General features: G+C 69.1%; 13 protein-coding genes. 8 read left to right on the top strand and 5 right to left on the bottom strand.

What is annotated here, in order from left to right:
• Positions 1 to 93 precede the first annotated feature (93 nt).
• The 4 genes from NHL60_RS14950 to NHL60_RS14935 form a co-directional block, all read right to left on the bottom strand.
• On the bottom strand, positions 94 to 1,413 hold the full coding sequence (locus NHL60_RS14950; protein ID WP_253445119.1) for a TRAP transporter large permease subunit: 1,320 nt from the start codon (positions 1,411 to 1,413) through the stop codon (positions 94 to 96).
• A gap of 61 nt (positions 1,414 to 1,474) precedes the next feature.
• Entirely contained in the window at positions 1,475 to 2,020 is a 546-nt protein-coding gene (locus tag NHL60_RS14945; protein ID WP_253445117.1) for a TRAP transporter small permease subunit, read from the bottom strand.
• Positions 2,013 to 3,032, bottom strand: a complete 1,020-nt coding sequence (gene dctP / locus NHL60_RS14940) for a TRAP transporter substrate-binding protein DctP (RefSeq protein ID WP_253445113.1) — start codon at positions 3,030 to 3,032, stop codon at positions 2,013 to 2,015. The genes NHL60_RS14945 and dctP overlap by 8 nt, the downstream gene beginning before the upstream one ends.
• 469 nt (positions 3,033 to 3,501) lie before the next feature.
• Positions 3,502 to 4,926 carry a PLP-dependent aminotransferase family protein gene (locus tag NHL60_RS14935; protein ID WP_253445110.1) on the bottom strand — a complete coding sequence of 475 codons (1,425 nt, stop codon included), beginning with the start codon at positions 4,924 to 4,926 and terminating at the stop codon, positions 3,502 to 3,504.
• A 140-nt stretch (positions 4,927 to 5,066) separates the two neighbouring features.
• On the opposite strand from NHL60_RS14935, the gene NHL60_RS14930 reads away from it, so the two are divergent.
• The 4 genes from NHL60_RS14930 (at position 5,067) to lhgO (ending at position 10,327) form a co-directional block, all read left to right on the top strand.
• Positions 5,067 to 6,521, top strand: coding sequence for an NAD-dependent succinate-semialdehyde dehydrogenase (locus NHL60_RS14930; protein WP_253445107.1), 1,455 nt, complete (start codon positions 5,067 to 5,069; stop codon positions 6,519 to 6,521).
• 37 nt (positions 6,522 to 6,558) lie between these two features.
• The gene (gabT, locus tag NHL60_RS14925) at positions 6,559 to 7,845 is read left to right on the top strand and encodes a 4-aminobutyrate--2-oxoglutarate transaminase (protein WP_253445104.1); all 1,287 of its coding nucleotides are present in this window, start codon (positions 6,559 to 6,561) and stop codon (positions 7,843 to 7,845) included.
• A gap of 192 nt (positions 7,846 to 8,037) precedes the next feature.
• Positions 8,038 to 9,018, top strand: coding sequence for a glutarate dioxygenase GlaH (gene glaH, locus NHL60_RS14920; RefSeq protein WP_253445101.1), 981 nt, complete (start codon positions 8,038 to 8,040; stop codon positions 9,016 to 9,018).
• A gap of 112 nt (positions 9,019 to 9,130) precedes the next feature.
• Positions 9,131 to 10,327 carry an L-2-hydroxyglutarate oxidase gene (lhgO, locus tag NHL60_RS14915; protein ID WP_253445098.1) on the top strand — a complete coding sequence of 399 codons (1,197 nt, stop codon included), beginning with the start codon at positions 9,131 to 9,133 and terminating at the stop codon, positions 10,325 to 10,327.
• A 34-nt stretch (positions 10,328 to 10,361) separates the two neighbouring features.
• Here the strand turns inward: lhgO and NHL60_RS14910 are convergent, their stop codons facing one another.
• Positions 10,362 to 12,458 (bottom strand): TonB-dependent receptor, encoded by a 2,097-nt coding sequence (locus tag NHL60_RS14910; protein ID WP_253445096.1) that lies wholly within the window; start codon positions 12,456 to 12,458, stop codon positions 10,362 to 10,364.
• Between the two features lie 195 nt (positions 12,459 to 12,653).
• Here NHL60_RS14910 and NHL60_RS14905 point away from each other — a divergent pair, with 195 nt between their 5' ends.
• From NHL60_RS14905 to NHL60_RS14890, 4 genes are read left to right on the top strand one after another with little or no spacing between them, the layout of a single operon-like run.
• Complete coding sequence (locus tag NHL60_RS14905; RefSeq protein ID WP_253445093.1) at positions 12,654 to 13,448, top strand: ABC transporter permease; 795 nt, start codon at positions 12,654 to 12,656, stop codon at positions 13,446 to 13,448.
• Between the two features lies 1 nt (position 13,449).
• Positions 13,450 to 14,196, top strand: coding sequence for an ABC transporter ATP-binding protein (locus NHL60_RS14900; RefSeq protein ID WP_253445088.1), 747 nt, complete (start codon positions 13,450 to 13,452; stop codon positions 14,194 to 14,196).
• The gene (locus tag NHL60_RS14895; protein WP_253445085.1) at positions 14,193 to 15,197 is read left to right on the top strand and encodes an ABC transporter substrate-binding protein; all 1,005 of its coding nucleotides are present in this window, start codon (positions 14,193 to 14,195) and stop codon (positions 15,195 to 15,197) included. The genes NHL60_RS14900 and NHL60_RS14895 overlap by 4 nt, the downstream gene beginning before the upstream one ends.
• Positions 15,198 to 15,208: 11 nt before the next feature.
• On the top strand, positions 15,209 to 16,423 hold the full coding sequence (locus NHL60_RS14890; protein ID WP_253445082.1) for an NnrS family protein: 1,215 nt from the start codon (positions 15,209 to 15,211) through the stop codon (positions 16,421 to 16,423).
• Positions 16,424 to 16,575 lie beyond the last annotated feature (152 nt).

The following is a 16,575-nucleotide window of genomic DNA, read 5'->3' as shown; positions in this document are numbered from 1 at the left end:
CGATTCGATGATGCTTTGGTGGCAGGAAGAAGACGCCGCGGCAGGCGAAGGGCGGGGGCCGGGCAGGCCCCCGCGATGGTGCCGAAGATGGCGCTAGAAGAGCAGGTTGGGCAGCCACAGGGCGATGCCCGGGAAGGCCACGATCAGCGCCAGGCCGAGGATCTGCAGGCCCACGAAGGGCAGGGCGGAGCGGTAGATGTCGACGATGGTGATCGACTTCGGTGCCACCGACCGCATGTAGAAGAGGTTGTAGCCGAAGGGGGGCGTCAGGTAGGCGGACTGCATGCTGAGGATGAACAGCACCGCGAACCAGGTGGTGTCGAAGCCGAGCTCGCGCACGATGGGGATGTAGAGCGGCACGGTGATGAAGAGGATGGCGAAGTCATCCAGGAACATGCCCAGCAGGAAGAAGCTGAAGAGCATGAAGAGGATCACCGTGTAGGGCGACAGGGAGTAGTCGTAGATCAGGTCGCTGATCACCATGCCGGCGCCCAGGCCCATGTAGATGCGGCTGAAGAAGACCGCGGCGATGGCGATCCAGATCAGCATGCCGGTGATCCTGGTGGTGCTGAGCATCACGTAGCGCAGCAGCTTCCAGTCGAGCCTGCCGCGCAGGGCGGTGAGCACCAGGGCACCGGCGGCGCCGACGGCGGAGGCCTCGGAGGGCGAGGTCACCCCGCCGATGATGCAGCCGAGTACCGTGACCACCAGCAGCCCGGGGGCCACGACGTGGCGCAGGGACTGCAGCTTCTCCCGGGTCGTGAAGCGATCCTCGGGGGGCGTGGCGGGGCCCAGCGCCGGGTTGAGCCGGCAGCGGATCAGCACGTAGGCCATGTAGATGCCGGCCAGCATCAGCCCGGGCATCAGGCCCGCGGCGAACAGCTTGCCCACCGACTCCCGGGCCAGGAAGGCATAGACGATCATCAGCACGCTGGGCGGAATCAGGAAGCCCAGGGCGCCGCCGGCCATGATGGTGCCGGTGACCAGGCGCTTGTGGTAGCCGCGCTTGAGCATGGCGGGCAGGGCGATGATGCCGAGGCTCACCGTCGCGGCGCCGGAGACGCCGGCCATGGCGGCGATCAGCGCGCAGATCAGCACTGTCCCCACGCCGAGGCCGCCGGGGATGCCGCCCATCCACTTGTGGATCATCTCGAAGAGGTCGTCGGTGATGCCCGACCTCTCGAGCACCAGGCCCATGAAGATGAACAGTGGCAGGGAGACCAGCAGGAAGTTGTCCATGGCGCTGTAGGCCGAGGCCAGCAGCAGGTCCAGGCCGCCTGGACCGAACATGAGGTAGGCGCTGCCCATGCCGGAGATCATCAGCGCCAGAGCCAGGGGGGCCCCCATCGCCATGAGCACCAGCATGGAGAAAAACATGATGGCGGTAATTGTCAGGGGCTCGAGTTCAGCCATAGGAACGCTCTTGTCATTAGGTGTCCTCGGGGCCGAGCACGCAGCCGCCCCGGGCGCAGGGTCAGGAGTTGCTGTCGTCGGGATCTTCGCGGGGGTCGTCGTAGGTGACGCCGGCCAGGCGCAGCATGCCGCGTACCAGCTCGGCCAGGCACTGCAGCATCAGCAGCCCCACGGCGAGCGGGATGGTAGCCTTGATCGGCCAGAGCGGCGGACGCCAGACGCTGCGGTTGGAAAACTCGCCGATGCGCCAGGCGTGCCAGGCGAAGTCCACCGCCATGCGGAAGACCACGGCCAGCACCACCAGCGCCAGTACGAAGATCACCACATCGCAGAAGGCCTGCCCCCTGGGGGGCAGCAGCCGGTAGACGACGTCGCTGCGGACGTGGCCCTGGTGGCGGAGGGTGTAGCTGCCGGCGAGGATGCTCAGCGCGCCGAAGAACATGGTGGAGAGCTCGTGCCCCCACACGGTGGGGGCGTTGAGCAGGTAGCGCGCCACCACTTCGTACAGCAGCACGCCGATGATCCCTAGCGTCAGCCAGGAGACAGCCCTCCCGACCCAGTCGGAAAGGCCATCCTGCACCCTCAGGTAGCGGGTGACATTACTCACTGATCCGTCCCTGTTCGATGGCGTTGTTGATCAGGATCTCCACGGCGCGTGCGTTGCGCTCGGACTTCTCGGCTTCGGCTTCCCAGATGGGCAAGGCGGCCTCGGCCAGGCGGCGGGAGTCCTCTTCCGGCAGCTCGGCGATCTCGAAGAGCTCGCCCGCCTCGATCACGGCGCGGTTGCCCTCTTCCAGCCACTGATGAACGTCGAGCAGGTACTGGTCGAGCGCCTCGGTCAGGATGGTCTGCTGCTCCTCGCTCATGCGCTCCCAGGTGCGCGGGTTGATCAGCGCGTTCTCGGTCCAGCCCGGGTTGAGCAGGTTGATGTCGGTGTAGTGCTTGGCCACCTCGTGCAGCTTGAGCTGCTCGTACTCCACCGGGCCGCCGTAGACGGCGCCGTCGATCACGCCGGTGGAGAGCGCCACGTAGAGCTCCTGGCCGGGCAGGAACACGGTGGGAACATCGAACTGCTCCAGCACGGTGGCGATGGAGCTGGTGGCGCGGATGCGCATGGAGCGCAGGTCATCGAGGCTGGTGACCGGTTCGCGGGTCAGCAGGCCATAATCGCTGCCGAAGCCGCGGCCGATCAGCTTGACCCCCTGCTCCTCGTAGGCCTCGGCGATCAGCTCGTCCAGCCCCTGGTTGGCGAAGATGTCGCGGGCCTCGTCGGCGGAGACCCAGGCGCCCGGCAGGCCGCCCTCGATGGTGCCGATGCCCACGCGGCCCGGCCAGTAGCTGCCGACGCCGTGGGCGATGTCGATGGTGCCGCGCGCCACGGCATCCACGAACTGGTCGCTGTCGACCAGCTCGCCGCCGCGGAAGAACTGCAGGCGGATGGAGCCGTCGCTGGCCTCCTGCAGCCGGTCGCGCAGGTCGGCGGCGATCGAATCCACCTCGGTGCCGTAGAAGGTGTGCATGCGCAGACGGATGTTGTCGGCGTAGGCCAGCTGGCTGGCGATCAGGGATGCCGCGATCGAGGTAGTCAGGGTGCCTTTGAACAGGGTGGAGAGTTTCATGGAGGCCTCTTGGTGGTCGGTTCTTCGGATTGTTCGTTGTCTGCTTGTTCGCTGTCGGGCGGCGAGTCCGAGCCTTGATGCCGATTGTGCATCGGTGGTTCGAGTTAAGCATAAGATAAAAATGCAGACCATAGAAATTTTCCCATTATTTCTATATTTAGCGTCGGTATTTTTACCCTGCTAACACTCTTCGGAAGGGCGCCGCGGCCTTGTCGCAGCGGCTTCCGTTCACCTCAGGCACGGAAGGCACGCTAGCAGCATCGACAAGGCCGGCCTATGGACCAATGCCGCGTCGAAATGGACCAATCGGGCCGCGGCGGCTGCCCGTGGTGCCTTGACGGACGCCTGGCGGGGTGTTCAGGGGGATGAGGGGCGTCCATGGAACTTTGGTCGAGCCGCCGGGGTGGGGCAGAGGGGGGCACTGGCGTGGCAGAGGGGGGCACTGGCGTGGCAGAGGGGCGGCAGGGCGTCAGCTCCCCAGGCAGCGCGTCAGCACGTGGCGCAGGCGTACCGCTTCGCTGGCCAGGGTGTTGCCGGAGAGCATGCCGATGCCGAGGATCAGGCCGCTGCGCGGGTCGTCGGGGGCGCAGGCCGGGCTCAGCGGGCGGGTGATGAGGTGGGATTGCAGCAGGCGGCTGGCGACGCGCCGGTCATCCACCTCCGGCGCGAACTGCACGCAGAGGCTGATGGAGTGGCTGGGCGGGGAGACGTGGAGCACGCCGGGCACCTGCACCAGCTGGTCGTGCATCACCTGCTGGCGGGCCAGGTAGTCGCGTTGGATACGGCGGTACCAGGCGTCCAGCTCCCCCTCGGCGATGAACTGGGCCAGGGCGGCCTGGTCCAGCAGGCGCCCCTCGCGGAACACCTCGCTGCGCAGCTGGTTGAGTGGCGCCACCAGCGACCGGGGGGCCACCAGGTAGCCCAGGCGCAGGCCGGGGAACATCAGCTTGGAGAAGGAGCCGACCAGCAGGTGCCGGGGCGAGCGGCCGTCGAACATCAGGTTGGCGCCATCCTCGCCGGTGAACTCGTAGTCATCCTCCAGCACGAAGTCGGGCGCGAGGCGCGCGCAGAGCGCCTGCCGGTGCGCTCGGGAGGTGGGCACGCTGAGCGGGTAGTGGTGCGAGCCGGTGAAGTAGGCCAGCCGCACCGGGGCCTTCGCCTCCCCGGGGGAGTGGCCCGCCTCCGGGGACCAGGCGAGCTGGTCGACCCTGGCGCCCACGGCAGTGAAGACGTTGCGCGCCCCCCAGTAGCAGGGGGACTCCATCAGCACCCGGTCACCCACGTCGGTGAGCGCCAGGGCGCACAGCTCGATGCCGTTGTGGGTGCCCTCGGTGATGATGATCTGGTCGGTCTCGCACTCCAGCCGGCGCCAGCGCCACAGGAAGTCGCGGATGGCGCGCTTGAGCGGGCCGTAGCCGCCGCCGGAGTAGGAGAGCAGCAGGGCGTTGCGCGGCACGGTGACGCTGGCATAGAGCTCGCGCCACTTGGCCATGGGGAACTGGGTGATGTCCGGGATGCCGGGCATGAAGGCGCCGCTCTGGATGGCGCTGGCGCTGGGGGCGTCCAGGATGGCGGCGGCCCGGGTCGAGAGGCGCGGGGCGGCGTCGGCCGGCGTCGGGTCCGGCGTGACCGGGCGGCGAGTCCAGGTGCCCTGGCCCTGCCCGGTGAAGATGAGCCCCTCCTCCCCCAGTCGCCGCATGGCTTGGGCCAGGGTGTCGCGCGCGACCTTGAGCTCCTGGCAGAGCAGCCGGTGGGAGGGCATCCGGCTGCCGTCGGGCCAGTCGTGCAGGATCGTCAGGCGCAGGGCCTGCTCGATGCGTACGCCCTTGCCCAGGCGTTCGGGCTGCTGGCTGACGCGGGCGAGAAGCGGGGCGAGGGAGACCTGGGGCGGCATGGCGGTGGCAACGGTGGCGCGAGGTGTGGCGATTATCCCCTGCGGGTGAGGATTGGTCCACCTGGCCGGGGAAGTGGTCCATAGGTGGCGGGTCGCCTTGCTGCTAGCGTGCTTCCCCATACCGACAAGAGGAGACCCCCATGACGCTGATCGACTCGCTGTTGATCGACGGCACGGCCGCCGCCCTGGTGGGCGAGGCCTGGCTGACCGGCAGCGCAAGCTTCCCCGTGACCAACCCCGCCACCGGTGAGCGGCTGGCCCAGGTGGCCGACCTGGGTGCCGACGAGACCCGCCAGGCGGTGGCCGCCGCCGAGGCGGCCGGCGCCGCCTGGAAGAAGACCACGGCCAAGGAGCGCGCCGCCCTGCTGCGCGCCTGGTTCCTGCGCATCCAGGAAGAGGCCGAGGGGCTGGCCGAGCTGATGACCCTGGAGCAGGGCAAGCCGCTGGCGGAATCCCGCGGCGAGGTGACCTACGGCGCCAGCTTCATCGAGTACTTCGCCGAGGAGGCCAAGCGCATGGCCGGCGAGACCCTGCCGACCCATGCCGCCGACAAGCGCCTGCTGGTGCTGCGCGAGCCGATCGGCGTGGTGGCGGCCATCACGCCCTGGAACTTCCCCATGGCGATGATCACCCGCAAGTGCGCCCCGGCCATCGCCGCCGGCTGCACCGTGGTGATCAAGCCCGCCGAGGCGACCCCGCTCACCGCCCTGGCCCTGGCGCGCCTGGCCCGCGAGGCCGGCATCCCGGCCGGGGTGATCAACGTGGTCACCGCGGCGAGCCCCGCGTCGGTGGGCGAGGTGCTGACCACCGACCCCCGCGTGCGCAAGGTCTCCTTCACCGGCTCCACCCCGGTGGGCAAGAAGCTGCTGGCCCAGTGCGCCGGCACCGTCAAGAAGGCCTCCATGGAGCTCGGCGGCAACGCCCCCTTCATCGTCTTCGACGACGCTGACCTCGACGCCGCCGTGGCCGGGGCCATCGCCTCCAAGTACCGCAACGCCGGCCAGACCTGCGTCTGCACCAACCGCTTCCTGGTCCAGGAGGGAATCTACGACGCCTTCGTCGAGGCCCTGGCCGCGAAGGTCGCGGCGATGCCGGTGGGTGACGGCCGCGAGCCGGGCGTGATGATCGGCCCGCTGATCAACCAGGCCGCCGTCGACAAGGTACAGCGTCACGTGGATGACGCCGTGGCCAAGGGCGGGCGGCTGCTGTGCGGCGGCACCCTCCATGCGCTGGGCCAGAGCTTCTACGCCCCCACCGTGATCGCCGATGCCACTCCGGAGATGGCCGTGGCCAGCGAGGAGACCTTCGGCCCGCTGGCGCCGGTGTTCCGCTTCCGCGACGAGGAGGAGGCGATCGCCATGGCCAACGATACCCCCTTTGGCCTGGCCGCCTACTTCTACGCCCGGGACTACCGCCGCATCTGGCGCGTCATGGAGGGGCTCGAGTACGGCATGGTCGGCGTCAACGAGGGGATCATCTCCACCGAGCTTGCCCCCTTCGGCGGCGTCAAGGAGTCGGGCCTCGGCCGCGAGGGCTCGCGCCACGGCCTCGAGGAGTTCACCGAGCTCAAGTACGTCTGCGTGGGTGGGCTCTGAGCCCCCCGCGTCACCCACACTCTGCCAGGATCTCACCATGACCCAGACCTTCACCAACGCCGAGCTCAACGAGCTCAAGAAGCGCTTCGTGGCCAACGGCGCCGCCACTCCCACCGCCCAGTTCGTGGCCCGCGCCGAGAACGCCGAGCTGTGGGACGAGGACGGCCAGCGCTGGATCGACTTCGCCGGCGGCATCGGCGTGCTCAACCTGGGCCACCGCCACCCGCGCATCGTCAAGGCCGTGCAGGACCAGCTCGAGCGCGTCATGCACACCTGCTCGGCGGTGATCTCCTACGCCCCCTATATCCAGCTCTGCCAGCGGCTCTGCGAGAAGGCCCCGGTCAAGGGCCCGGAGCGCAAGGCGATGCTGGTCAACACCGGCGCCGAGGCGCTGGAGAACGCGGTCAAGATCGCCCGCGCCGCCACCGGCCGCTCCGGCGTCATCACCTTCGACGGCGCCTTCCACGGCCGCACCATGATGACCCTGGCCATGACCGGCAAGGTGCTGCCCTACAAGAATGACTTCGGCCCGATGCCGGGTGACGTCTATCGCGCGCCGTATCCCAACCCGCTGCACGGCATCAGCGACGAGATGGCGCTCGAGGGCATCGAGAAGCTCTTCAAGACCGACATCCCGGCTCACCGGGTGGCGGCCATCGTCATCGAGCCGGTGCAGGGGGAGGGCGGCTTCTATATCGCCTCGCCGGAGTACCTCAAGGCGCTGCGCGCGCTCTGCGACCGCCACGGCATCCTGCTGATCGTCGACGAGGTGCAGTCGGGCTTCGCGCGTACCGGCAAGCTCTTCGCGCTGGAGCACAGCGGCATCGAGGCCGACATGCTGACCACCGCCAAGTCCCTGGCCAACGGCATGCCGCTCTCGGCGGTGGTGGGCACCGCCGAGGTGATGGACTCCTCCGGGCCGGGCTCCCTGGGCGGCACCTACAGCGGCAACCCGCTCTCCTGCGCGGCCGCGCTGGCGGTGTTCGACGCCATCGAAGAGGAGAACATCCTAGAGCGCAGCGAGCAGATGGGCCGCCTGCTGGCCGAGCGCTTCGCGGTCTGGCAGGAGCGCTTCGCCCCGGTGGGCCATGCGCGCAACCTGGGCGCCATGGCGGCCTTCGAGCTGCTCGATGCCGAGGGTCGGCCGGACCCGGCCCAGGCCCAGGCGCTCTGCGCCAAGGCCCGCGAGCAGGGACTGATCCTGCTCTCCTGCGGTTTCTACGGCAACACCATCCGGGTGCTGGTGCCGATCACTGCCCCCTCCGCGGTGCTGGAGGAGGGGCTCGCCATCATCGAGCACTCCCTCGAGGCGATCACCGCCTGAGGCGGGCCGGGTGCGCCCGGCCCGTTCCTTCCGCTCACGTGGCGTTCACCGCCGAGGCCCCTGGCCTCGGCGGTGTCGTTCTTGAGGGCAGGCGAGGAAGTTATATCGCCATTAAATATATATTTTGACATAAAGCAAAAATGTAGATATTTTTGGAGGGCAGTCACCCTCTCACCCCCTGGAGACCCTGACATGTCGATCCTGACCCAGCTTCCCGCCGTCGCCATGCCGCTGCCCGCCGACATCCGCGGCTTCACCCTGGCGCCGTCTGCCGCCTCGCCCCGCCTGCTTCAGCTGACCATCTCCCGCGAGGTCGTCAGCGCCTTCCTGGAAGCCGTGGCCGAGTGGCCGGTACAGGCGCTGGAGTACAAGTCGATGCTGCGCTTCCGCGTGGCGAAGATCCTCGACGACCTGTGCGACAACACCCTGCAGCCCGTGCTGGTCAATACCCTGGTGGATCGCGCCACCGGCGGTTTCCAGGTGGTGATGGAAGGGCTCGACTCCGTGGAGCAGGCCGAGGACATGGTCAAGGTGTCCACCGCCGTGGCCCACCTGATGGGGCGCTCCAACTACGACGCCATGAGCGGCCAGTACTACGCGCGCTTCGTGGTCAAGAACGTCGATAACTCCGACTCCTACCTGCGCCAGCCGCACCGGGTCATGGAGCTGCACAACGACGGCACCTTCGTCGAGCAGGACACCGACTACGTGCTGATGATGAAGATCGACGAGCAGAACATGGAGGGCGGCAACTCCCTGCTGCTGCACCTGGACGACTGGGAAGGCCTGGAGCAGTTCTTCGCCCATCCGCTGGCCCATCGCCCGATGCGCTGGACCGCGCCGCCCAGCAAGAACGTAGCCCGCGACGTCTTCCACCCGGTGTTCGACGTGGACTGCGAAGGGCGTCCGGTCATGGCCTACATCGACCAGTTCGTGCAGCCCAAGGACTATGAAGAGGGCAACTGGCTGACCGACCTCTCCGAGTCCCTGGAGAACAGCCCGGCCATCGTCTCCCTGCCCAACCCGGTCGGCAGCTTCCTGCTGATCAACAACCACTTCTGGCTGCACGGCCGCGACCGCTTCACGCCGCACCCCGATCTGCGCCGCGAGCTGATGCGCCAGCGCGGCTACTTCACCCACGCCAAGACCCTGCGCAACCCTTGCCAGGTGTGATGGCGCCTGAAGTGACGGCAGCCCGGACGGTTGTCATGCTATGAACCTGGCCACGCCTTGGCGGCGTGGCTTTCGCGTGTTCGGCGAGCGCGAATTCAGCGGGAGAGACAAGATGCACGATTTCATCATCATCGGCGGCGGCATCCTGGGGATGTCCACCGCCATGCAGCTCAAGCAGGCCTACCCGGAGCGGCGCATGCTGCTGCTGGAGAAGGAGGCGGGGCCGGCCATGCACCAGACCGGCCACAACAGCGGCGTGATCCACGCCGGCGTCTACTACACGCCGGGCAGCCTCAAGGCGCGCTTCTGCCTGGCCGGCAATCGCGCCACCGTCGAGTTCTGCCAGGCCCACGACATCCCCTATGACACCTGCGGCAAGCTGCTGGTGGCCACCAGCGAGCTCGAGATGGAGCGCATGCAGGCGCTCTGGGAGCGCACCGCGGCCAATGGCCTGGAGCGCGAGTGGCTATCGGCTGGCGAACTCGCCGAGCGCGAGCCCAATATCACCGGGGTCGGCGGCATCTTCGTGCCCTCCAGCGGCATCGTCGACTACGCCGCGGTGACCCGCGCCATGGCCGCCGAGTTCGAGCGCATGGGCGGCGAGATCCGCTACGGCTGCGAAGTGACCGGCCTGGAGGAGCGCAGCCAGGAGGTGGTGGTGAAGAGCGGCGGCGGCGAGTTCACCGGCCGCTACCTGGTGACCTGTTCGGGGCTGATGGCCGACCGGGTGATCCGCCTGCTGGGCCGGGATCCGGGTTTCACCATCTGTCCCTTCCGGGGCGAGTACTACCGCCTGCCGGCGAAGCACAATGCCATCGTCAACCACCTGATCTATCCGATCCCCGACCCCTCGATGCCCTTCCTGGGCGTGCACCTGACGCGGATGATCGACGGCAGCGTCACCGTGGGTCCCAACGCGGTGCTGGCGCTCAAGCGCGAGGGCTACCACAAGCGCGATATCTCGCTCACCGACATGGCGCGGATGTTCACCAACCCCGGCATCCTCAAGGTGCTGGGCAAGAACCTGCGGCCGGGTCTCGTGGAGATGAAGAACTCCCTCTACAAGCGGGGGTATCTGGAGCTGGTGCGCAAGTACTGCCCGAGCCTGACCCTCGAGGACCTCGAGCCTTACCCGGCCGGGGTGCGCGCCCAGGCGGTCTCCCGGGATGGCAGGCTGGTCGACGACTTCCTGTTCGTGAACACCCGGCGCACCCTCAATGTGGGCAATGCCCCGTCGCCCGCGGCGACCTCCGCCATCCCCATCGGTGCCCATATCGTCGAGCAGGTGAAGGCGATGGCGGAGGGCTGAGGGCAGCAGGGGCACCCGCCGCCGAGACAAGATGTCAGAAGCGCCCGCGCAGGCTCAGCAGGGCGCCGCGGCCGGGCGCCAGCAGATCGCCCCCCTCCGGCTGGTCGGTGAGATGCTCGCGATAGCCGCGGTCGAAGAGGTTGGTGAGCTCGAGCCCCGCCTCCAGGTCGCTGAAGCCCCCCGCCGGGCCGAAGCTCCAGCCCAGAGTGAGATCCGCGGTGGCATAGCCCGGGGTGGCCCGTTCGGTGTCGTTCGAGAAGCTGTCCGCCGTTCTATCCTGCCTGGCCACGCCGCGCACCTGGGCGTGCCAGTGAAAGCCCTGTTCGGGGCGCTGGCCGATGCCCAGGGTGGCCTCCGGGGCGGGCATCTGGAAGAGCGGCTCGTCATCCTGCTTGTTGGTGCCGCGCAGCCAGGTGGCGCTGCCGGTCAGCCGCCAGTCGCCTCCCCCCAGGTCGCCCTCCAGCGGCACGACGAAGCCCGCCTCCACCCCCTGAATCTCCACCCGGTCCAGGTTCTCGGTGCGCTTGATCGGGGTGCCCTGCGGGTTGGTCAGGCCGGTGACTCGCCCGGCGATATAGTCGTCGATGCGGGTATGGAAGGCCGCCAGCTGGTACTCGCCGCGCTCGCTGCGCCCCTTCAGGCCGATCTCCAGACTGGTGGACTGCTCGGGGTCGAGCTGGGGGTTGCCCAGGTGGAAGAAGCCGTCGCCGCGCTCGGCGTCCTCGAAGCGCTCGCGCATGTCCGGGGCGCGGTAGGCGGAGCCGAGGCTCACGTAGGGGTTGAGCAGCGGCGAGGCGTTGTAGATGGCGCCAACGGACCAGGAGAGGGTGTCGCTGGTGTTTCTGAGCCCCTCGGTGGTGGCGCCGGGCCCGCTGCCCTTGACGTCGGCGTCGCCGGTCACGCTGTCATAGCGCGCCCCCAGCATCAGGGTCCAGTCGTCGAACATCACCTCGTCCTGCACGAAGACACCGCGGCTCTCGATCAAGCCGTTGCGGAAGGGTGAGCTGGCAACCTCATCATTGCTCGCCCCCTGGAAGCGGAAGCGCTGGGGGTCGCCGCTCATCTCCCAGGCCTCGGCTCCCAGGGTCAGCAGGTGGCGCTCGCCCAGGGGCAGACGGTACTGGGCGCGGGCGCCGTCGGTGGTGAAGGTGACGTCGTTGCGCACCTGGTTGCGGTCCAGGCCGCTGGAGTAGCCGCGAATCTGGCGGAACACCTCCTGGCGGTAGAGGCTGGTCTCCAGGGTGCCGGGGCCCACCTCGCCCTCGTAGCTCAGCTCGTAGAGCTCCCGCTCCTGGCGCGGGGAGTGGATACTGAGAAGTCCTAGCTCCTCCCGTAAAGGCTCCGGCGCGTTCTTGGTCGAGCCGGGATACCAGACATCGCGATCCTCCTGGTACTGGAGGTTGAGCTGCAGGCGGTGGCCCTCGGCCAGCCGGAAGGCGTACTTGGCGAGGAAGGCGTGCGACTCGAAGCCGCTGTTCTCGACCCGCCCCTCCGGAGTGTCGTAGTCCCCCACGTCGCGCCCGGTGGCACCCAGCACCAGGGCATGGTCGGGGTTGGCGGCCTGCAGGAGGGCGCCGCCGCCCAGGCTCTTGTCGACGCTCCCGGCGCTGGCCGATACCCGCCCCTGGAGGGTGGCGGTGTCGGTGAAGGTGGCGTCAGGGGTACGCAGGTTGACCGCTCCCCCCAGGGCCCCCGAGCCGTGCAGCACCGAGCCGGGCCCCTTGACCACCTCGATGCTCTCCAGCAGTCCCAGGCTGGCGAAGGAGGCCAGAGCGCCCTGGGGCTGGGCCGAGTTGAGACGCACGCCGTCCACCTGCAGCACGATGCTCTCCTTCTGGAGCCCTCGCAGCACCGGGTTCTGCCCCCAGGCGCCGTCGCTCTGCACCGCCGTGCCCGGCTGGCCGCGGAAGAGGCTGCCGACGCCTGCGGTGGCGGAGGCCTCGCTGGCGTCCAGGGTGAGGGTGGCGCTGGGGGTGTCCAGGGTATCGGCCTCATACCCCTTGGCGGTCACGGTCAGGGTGGAGAGGGTGGCGGGGCCTTCCTGGGCCGAGGCGGTCAGGCTGAAGCCGGCAGCAGTGGCCACGGCCAGCGCAAGGGGAGTGAGTCGGTGAAAGCGGGGGTGCAGTGACATCTGGAGCCTCCTCGATAAAGATGAGAATATAATGCATCTTATTTAGATTCGTATTTTGACTCAGGTCACGGGTCGCGACCGACTAGGCGAGCGCGGCCAGGGTCGCCATCGGCGATTCGGTTGACGGGCGTCAACGTCCGATATGGCCGGATAAAGCAAAATCGAATCATTCTTGTTTTCAGGTGGGGTTGGCTCATGAAAGGTTCGCTGCCATCAAGGGGCGTGGCGACCCTGCTCGGCTGGGGCGGAAGCCTGACCGGGATCCTGCTGTTCGTGGCGCTGTGGGAGTGGGGCAGCCTGGCCTACGGCAGCTTCCTGCTGCCCGGGCCGCGGGATGCGCTGGCGGCCCTGGCCGGGCTGTGGCAGGCAGGGGAGGCGGCCGGTGCTATCTGGGCCACCACCTGGCGGGCCATGCTGGGCTTTGCCCTGGCCGGGCTGGCGGGAACCGCCCTGGGCCTGCTGGCGGGCATGTCGCGCACCCTGGGGCGCGCCCTGGAGCCGGTCTCCACGGTGCTGCTGGGCATTCCTCCCATCGCCTGGATCGTGCTGGCCATTCTCTGGTTCGGCAGCGGCTCGATGGCGGCGGTCTATACGGTGATGGCGACGACGCTGCCGGTGACCTTTGCCGGCGCCCAGATGGGCGCCCTCACCCTGGACCGCCGGCTGCAGGAGATGGCCGAGGTGTTCAGGCTGCCACCGCTGATGCGCTTCATGGATATCACCCTGCCGCATATCGTCTCCTACGTCTTTCCCGCCCTGGTGACTGCCCTGGGGGTGGCCTGGAAGGTGGCGGTGATGGCCGAGCTGTTTGCCACCGAGGATGGCATCGGGGCGGGGCTGGCCATGGCGCGGGTCAACCTGGATACCGCGGCCGCCATGGCCTGGATCGTGCTGGTGGTGGCGCTGCTGCTGGCCGCCGAGCACGGCCTGCTGCGCCCGCTGCAGCGCCGCATGGAGCCCTGGCGCCAGGCCGGGCGAGGAGGACACTGAGATGCTGAGACTCGAGAGTGTGGGCCATGTGCTGGGCATGTCGCGGATTATCGACGGCATCGACCTCGAGATCGCCCCCGGCGAGTCGGTCTGCCTGGTGGGGCCTTCCGGCTGTGGCAAGACCACCCTGCTGCGCCTGGCGGCGGGTCTGATGCCTCCCGGCGAGGGGCGCGTCCTGGATGACTTTCACCGCAGCACCATGGTCTTTCAGGAGGGACGCCTGCTCCCCTGGCGAAGGCTGCTCGACAACATCGCCCTGGGCCTCAAGGCGCTGGGCGTGCCCCGCGGGGAGCGGCTGTCCCGGGCCCGTGTCCTGGCCGAGGAGCTGGGGCTGGGCGAGCGGCTCGACCACTTCCCCCACGAGCTCTCGGGGGGCATGCAGCAGCGGGTGGCACTGGCCCGGGCCCTGGCGGTGGATGCCGACCTGCTGCTCCTCGACGAGCCCTTCAGCGCCCTGGACGTGGGCATGCGCAGCGAGGCCCAGGCGCTGCTGATCGACCTGCTGTCGCGTCGCGGCATCGCCGCGCTGCTGGTGACCCACGACCTGACCGAGGCGCTGCGCCTGGGCCACCGGGTGGTGGTGCTGTCGCCGTCGCCGGCGCGCATCGTCCATGAGGAGCGCATTTCACGTCCCTTTGCCGAGCGCGATACCGCCTTCCTCTATGAGGCGGCCGCTGCCCTGCTGCGCCACCCCGCGGTGGCTCGCAGCTTTCTGTTCCATCAAGACGAGGAGGCGGTGGCGTCATGACAGCGTCCATGATCGATCTCGAACGCCGCCGGCTGCTGAAGCTGGCGGCAGGCCTGGCTACCCTGGCGGCCCTGCCCGTGAGCGGCCTCGCCGCCGGGTCCCCCCTGCGCGCCGCCACGCCCTACGGCCTGCCCCAGGTGATCCTGGCTCGGGCCCTGCAGCATGAGGGGCTGGCCGAGTGGTTCGGCGAGCGGGAGCTGCGCGCCTGGCGCGACCCCGACCAGCTGCGGGCCTGGGTGGCCGGCGGGGAGGTCCAGCTGACCGCCACGCCCACCAACGTGGCGGCCAATCTCTACAACCGCGGCGTCGAGGTGGGGCTGCTCAACGTCAACGTCTGGGGCACTCTCGGCGTACTGGCCGAGCGGGGCCCCCTGGCCGGCATCGAGGATCTGGCCGGGCGCCATATCGGGGTCCCCTGGCGGGGCGACATGCCCGACCTGGTGTTGCGCTACCTGCTGGGCCGCCTGGGCATGGAGGTGGGGAAGGATCTGCGGATCACCTACCACGCCAGCCCCTTCGAGACCGTGCAGATGTTCCTGGCCCGCCGGCTGGACGTGGTCGTGCTGCCTGAACCGATGCGCTCCTCCACCCGCCTGCAGGCGGTGGGGCTCGGTCTGGCGCCCCTGGAGCTCGATCTCCAGGAGGAGTGGGCCAGGCTCACCGGTGAGCCGGCGGCGCTGCCCCAGGCCGGCGTCATCTGTCGGCGGGAACTGCTGGAGGCGCATCCGGAGGGGGTGCGCGCCCTCCAGACGGCGGTGGCCGAGGCGGTGGCCTGGACCCTGGCCAACCCCGCCGAGGCGGGGCGGCTGGGCGCGGCGCACTCGCCGCTCTCCGCCGAGGTGGTAGAGGCGGCGGTGCGGCGCACGCGGCTGGAGATGCGCGACGCTCCCGCGGCGCGCCCCGACCTGGAGCGCTTCCTCGGTGCCCTGGCCGAACTCTCGCCGGGCTTCATCGGCGGCGGCCTGCCCGACGCCGGCTTCTATCTCGACCTTAGCTCCTGAGGACCTTTGCCATGTCGCTTGTGCTTATCGATGCCGCCCGTGGCAGACCCTGGCCGCTCCTCGCCTACGCCTTTCGCCCCTTCTTCCTGCTGGCGGCCGCCTACGCGCCGCTGGCGCTGCTGCCCTGGGTGGGCGGCATGCTGCACCGCGTCTCGCTGCCCATGGGCATGCCGCTGATGGCCTGGCATGGCCACGAGATGCTGTTCGGCTTCGTCCTGGCGGCACTGGCCGGCTTCCTGCTGACCGCCGTGCCCTCCTGGGCGGGCGTGGCGCCCATCGCCGGCAGGCGGCTGGCCGGGCTGGTGGCGCTGTGGCTGGCGGGGCGCGTGACGGTATGGCTCTCCGGGAGCCTGCCGGCGCTGGTGGTGGCGGGCATCAACCTCGCCTTCGTGGCGGTGCTGCTGGCCTGGGCGCTGCCGGCGCTGCTTCGCGGTGAGGGGCGGCGGCATCTGAGCCTGGGGGGCCTGCTGCTGCTCTATGGTCTCTCCCAGCTGGCCTTCTATCTGGCCTGGCTGGGCTGGTTGCCCGGCCGGCTGGGCATGCTGGCGATCCTCAACCTGGCGGCCAACCTGCTGCTGGTGATGATCGCGGTGAGCGTGACCCGCATCGTGCGCGTGGTGGCCATGGCGGCGCTGAAGGAGAGCGGCCGTGCGGGGCCGCAGCGGTTGACCCCGGCCCGGGAGCACCTGGCCGTGGCCGTGCTCTGCCTGTTCGTGGTGGCGGACCTGCTGGCCCCGGGACATCCGGTGACCGGCTGGGTCGCCCTGGCCGCCGCGGCGGCCCAGGCCGACCGGCTCTCCGAGTGGCCCTGGGGGCGGGCCATGGGTCGGCTCTACCTGCTGCTGCTGACCCTGGCCTATGTCTGGCTGACGCTGGGGCTGGCCCTGGTGGGGCTGACCGCCCTGCTGGAGAGCTGGCCCGCCTATGCGGGGCGCCATGCGCTCTTCGTGGGGGCCATCGGCACCGCCGTCCTGGCCGTCTTCTGCATCGCCGGCCTGCGCCATACCGGCCGCCCCCTGCTCCTGCCCCGAGCCATCTGGCCGGCGCTGGGGTGCCTGGTGCTGGGCGGTGCCCTGCGGGTGGGCGTGCCGCTGGCCTGGCCCCAGCACTACCTGCTGCTGGGCATGCTAGCGCCGGCGCTGCTGTGGCTTGCCGCCTTCTGGCTCTACCTCCTCGGCTATGCCCGCTATCTGGTAACGGCGCGCCCCGATGGCCTGCCGGGATGACGGCGCGACCAGGCGACCTTGGTGGAATTGCCGAAAAAATCTGAAAACGTAGAAATATGGCCATGGCCTCTCACGCAGGGGCCATGCTAGGTTTCCCTCAGGTGCTTTCCCTCCAGCACCGACAACAACGATACAACAAACGGGTTTCAGCC

This window comes from Halomonas sp. Y3 (genome assembly GCF_024137965.1).
Lineage (GTDB): Bacteria > Pseudomonadota > Gammaproteobacteria > Pseudomonadales > Halomonadaceae > Halomonas > Halomonas mongoliensis.
The sequence above is the reverse complement of the archived record's forward strand: the minus strand, read 5'-3'. Positions and strand labels throughout refer to the sequence as shown.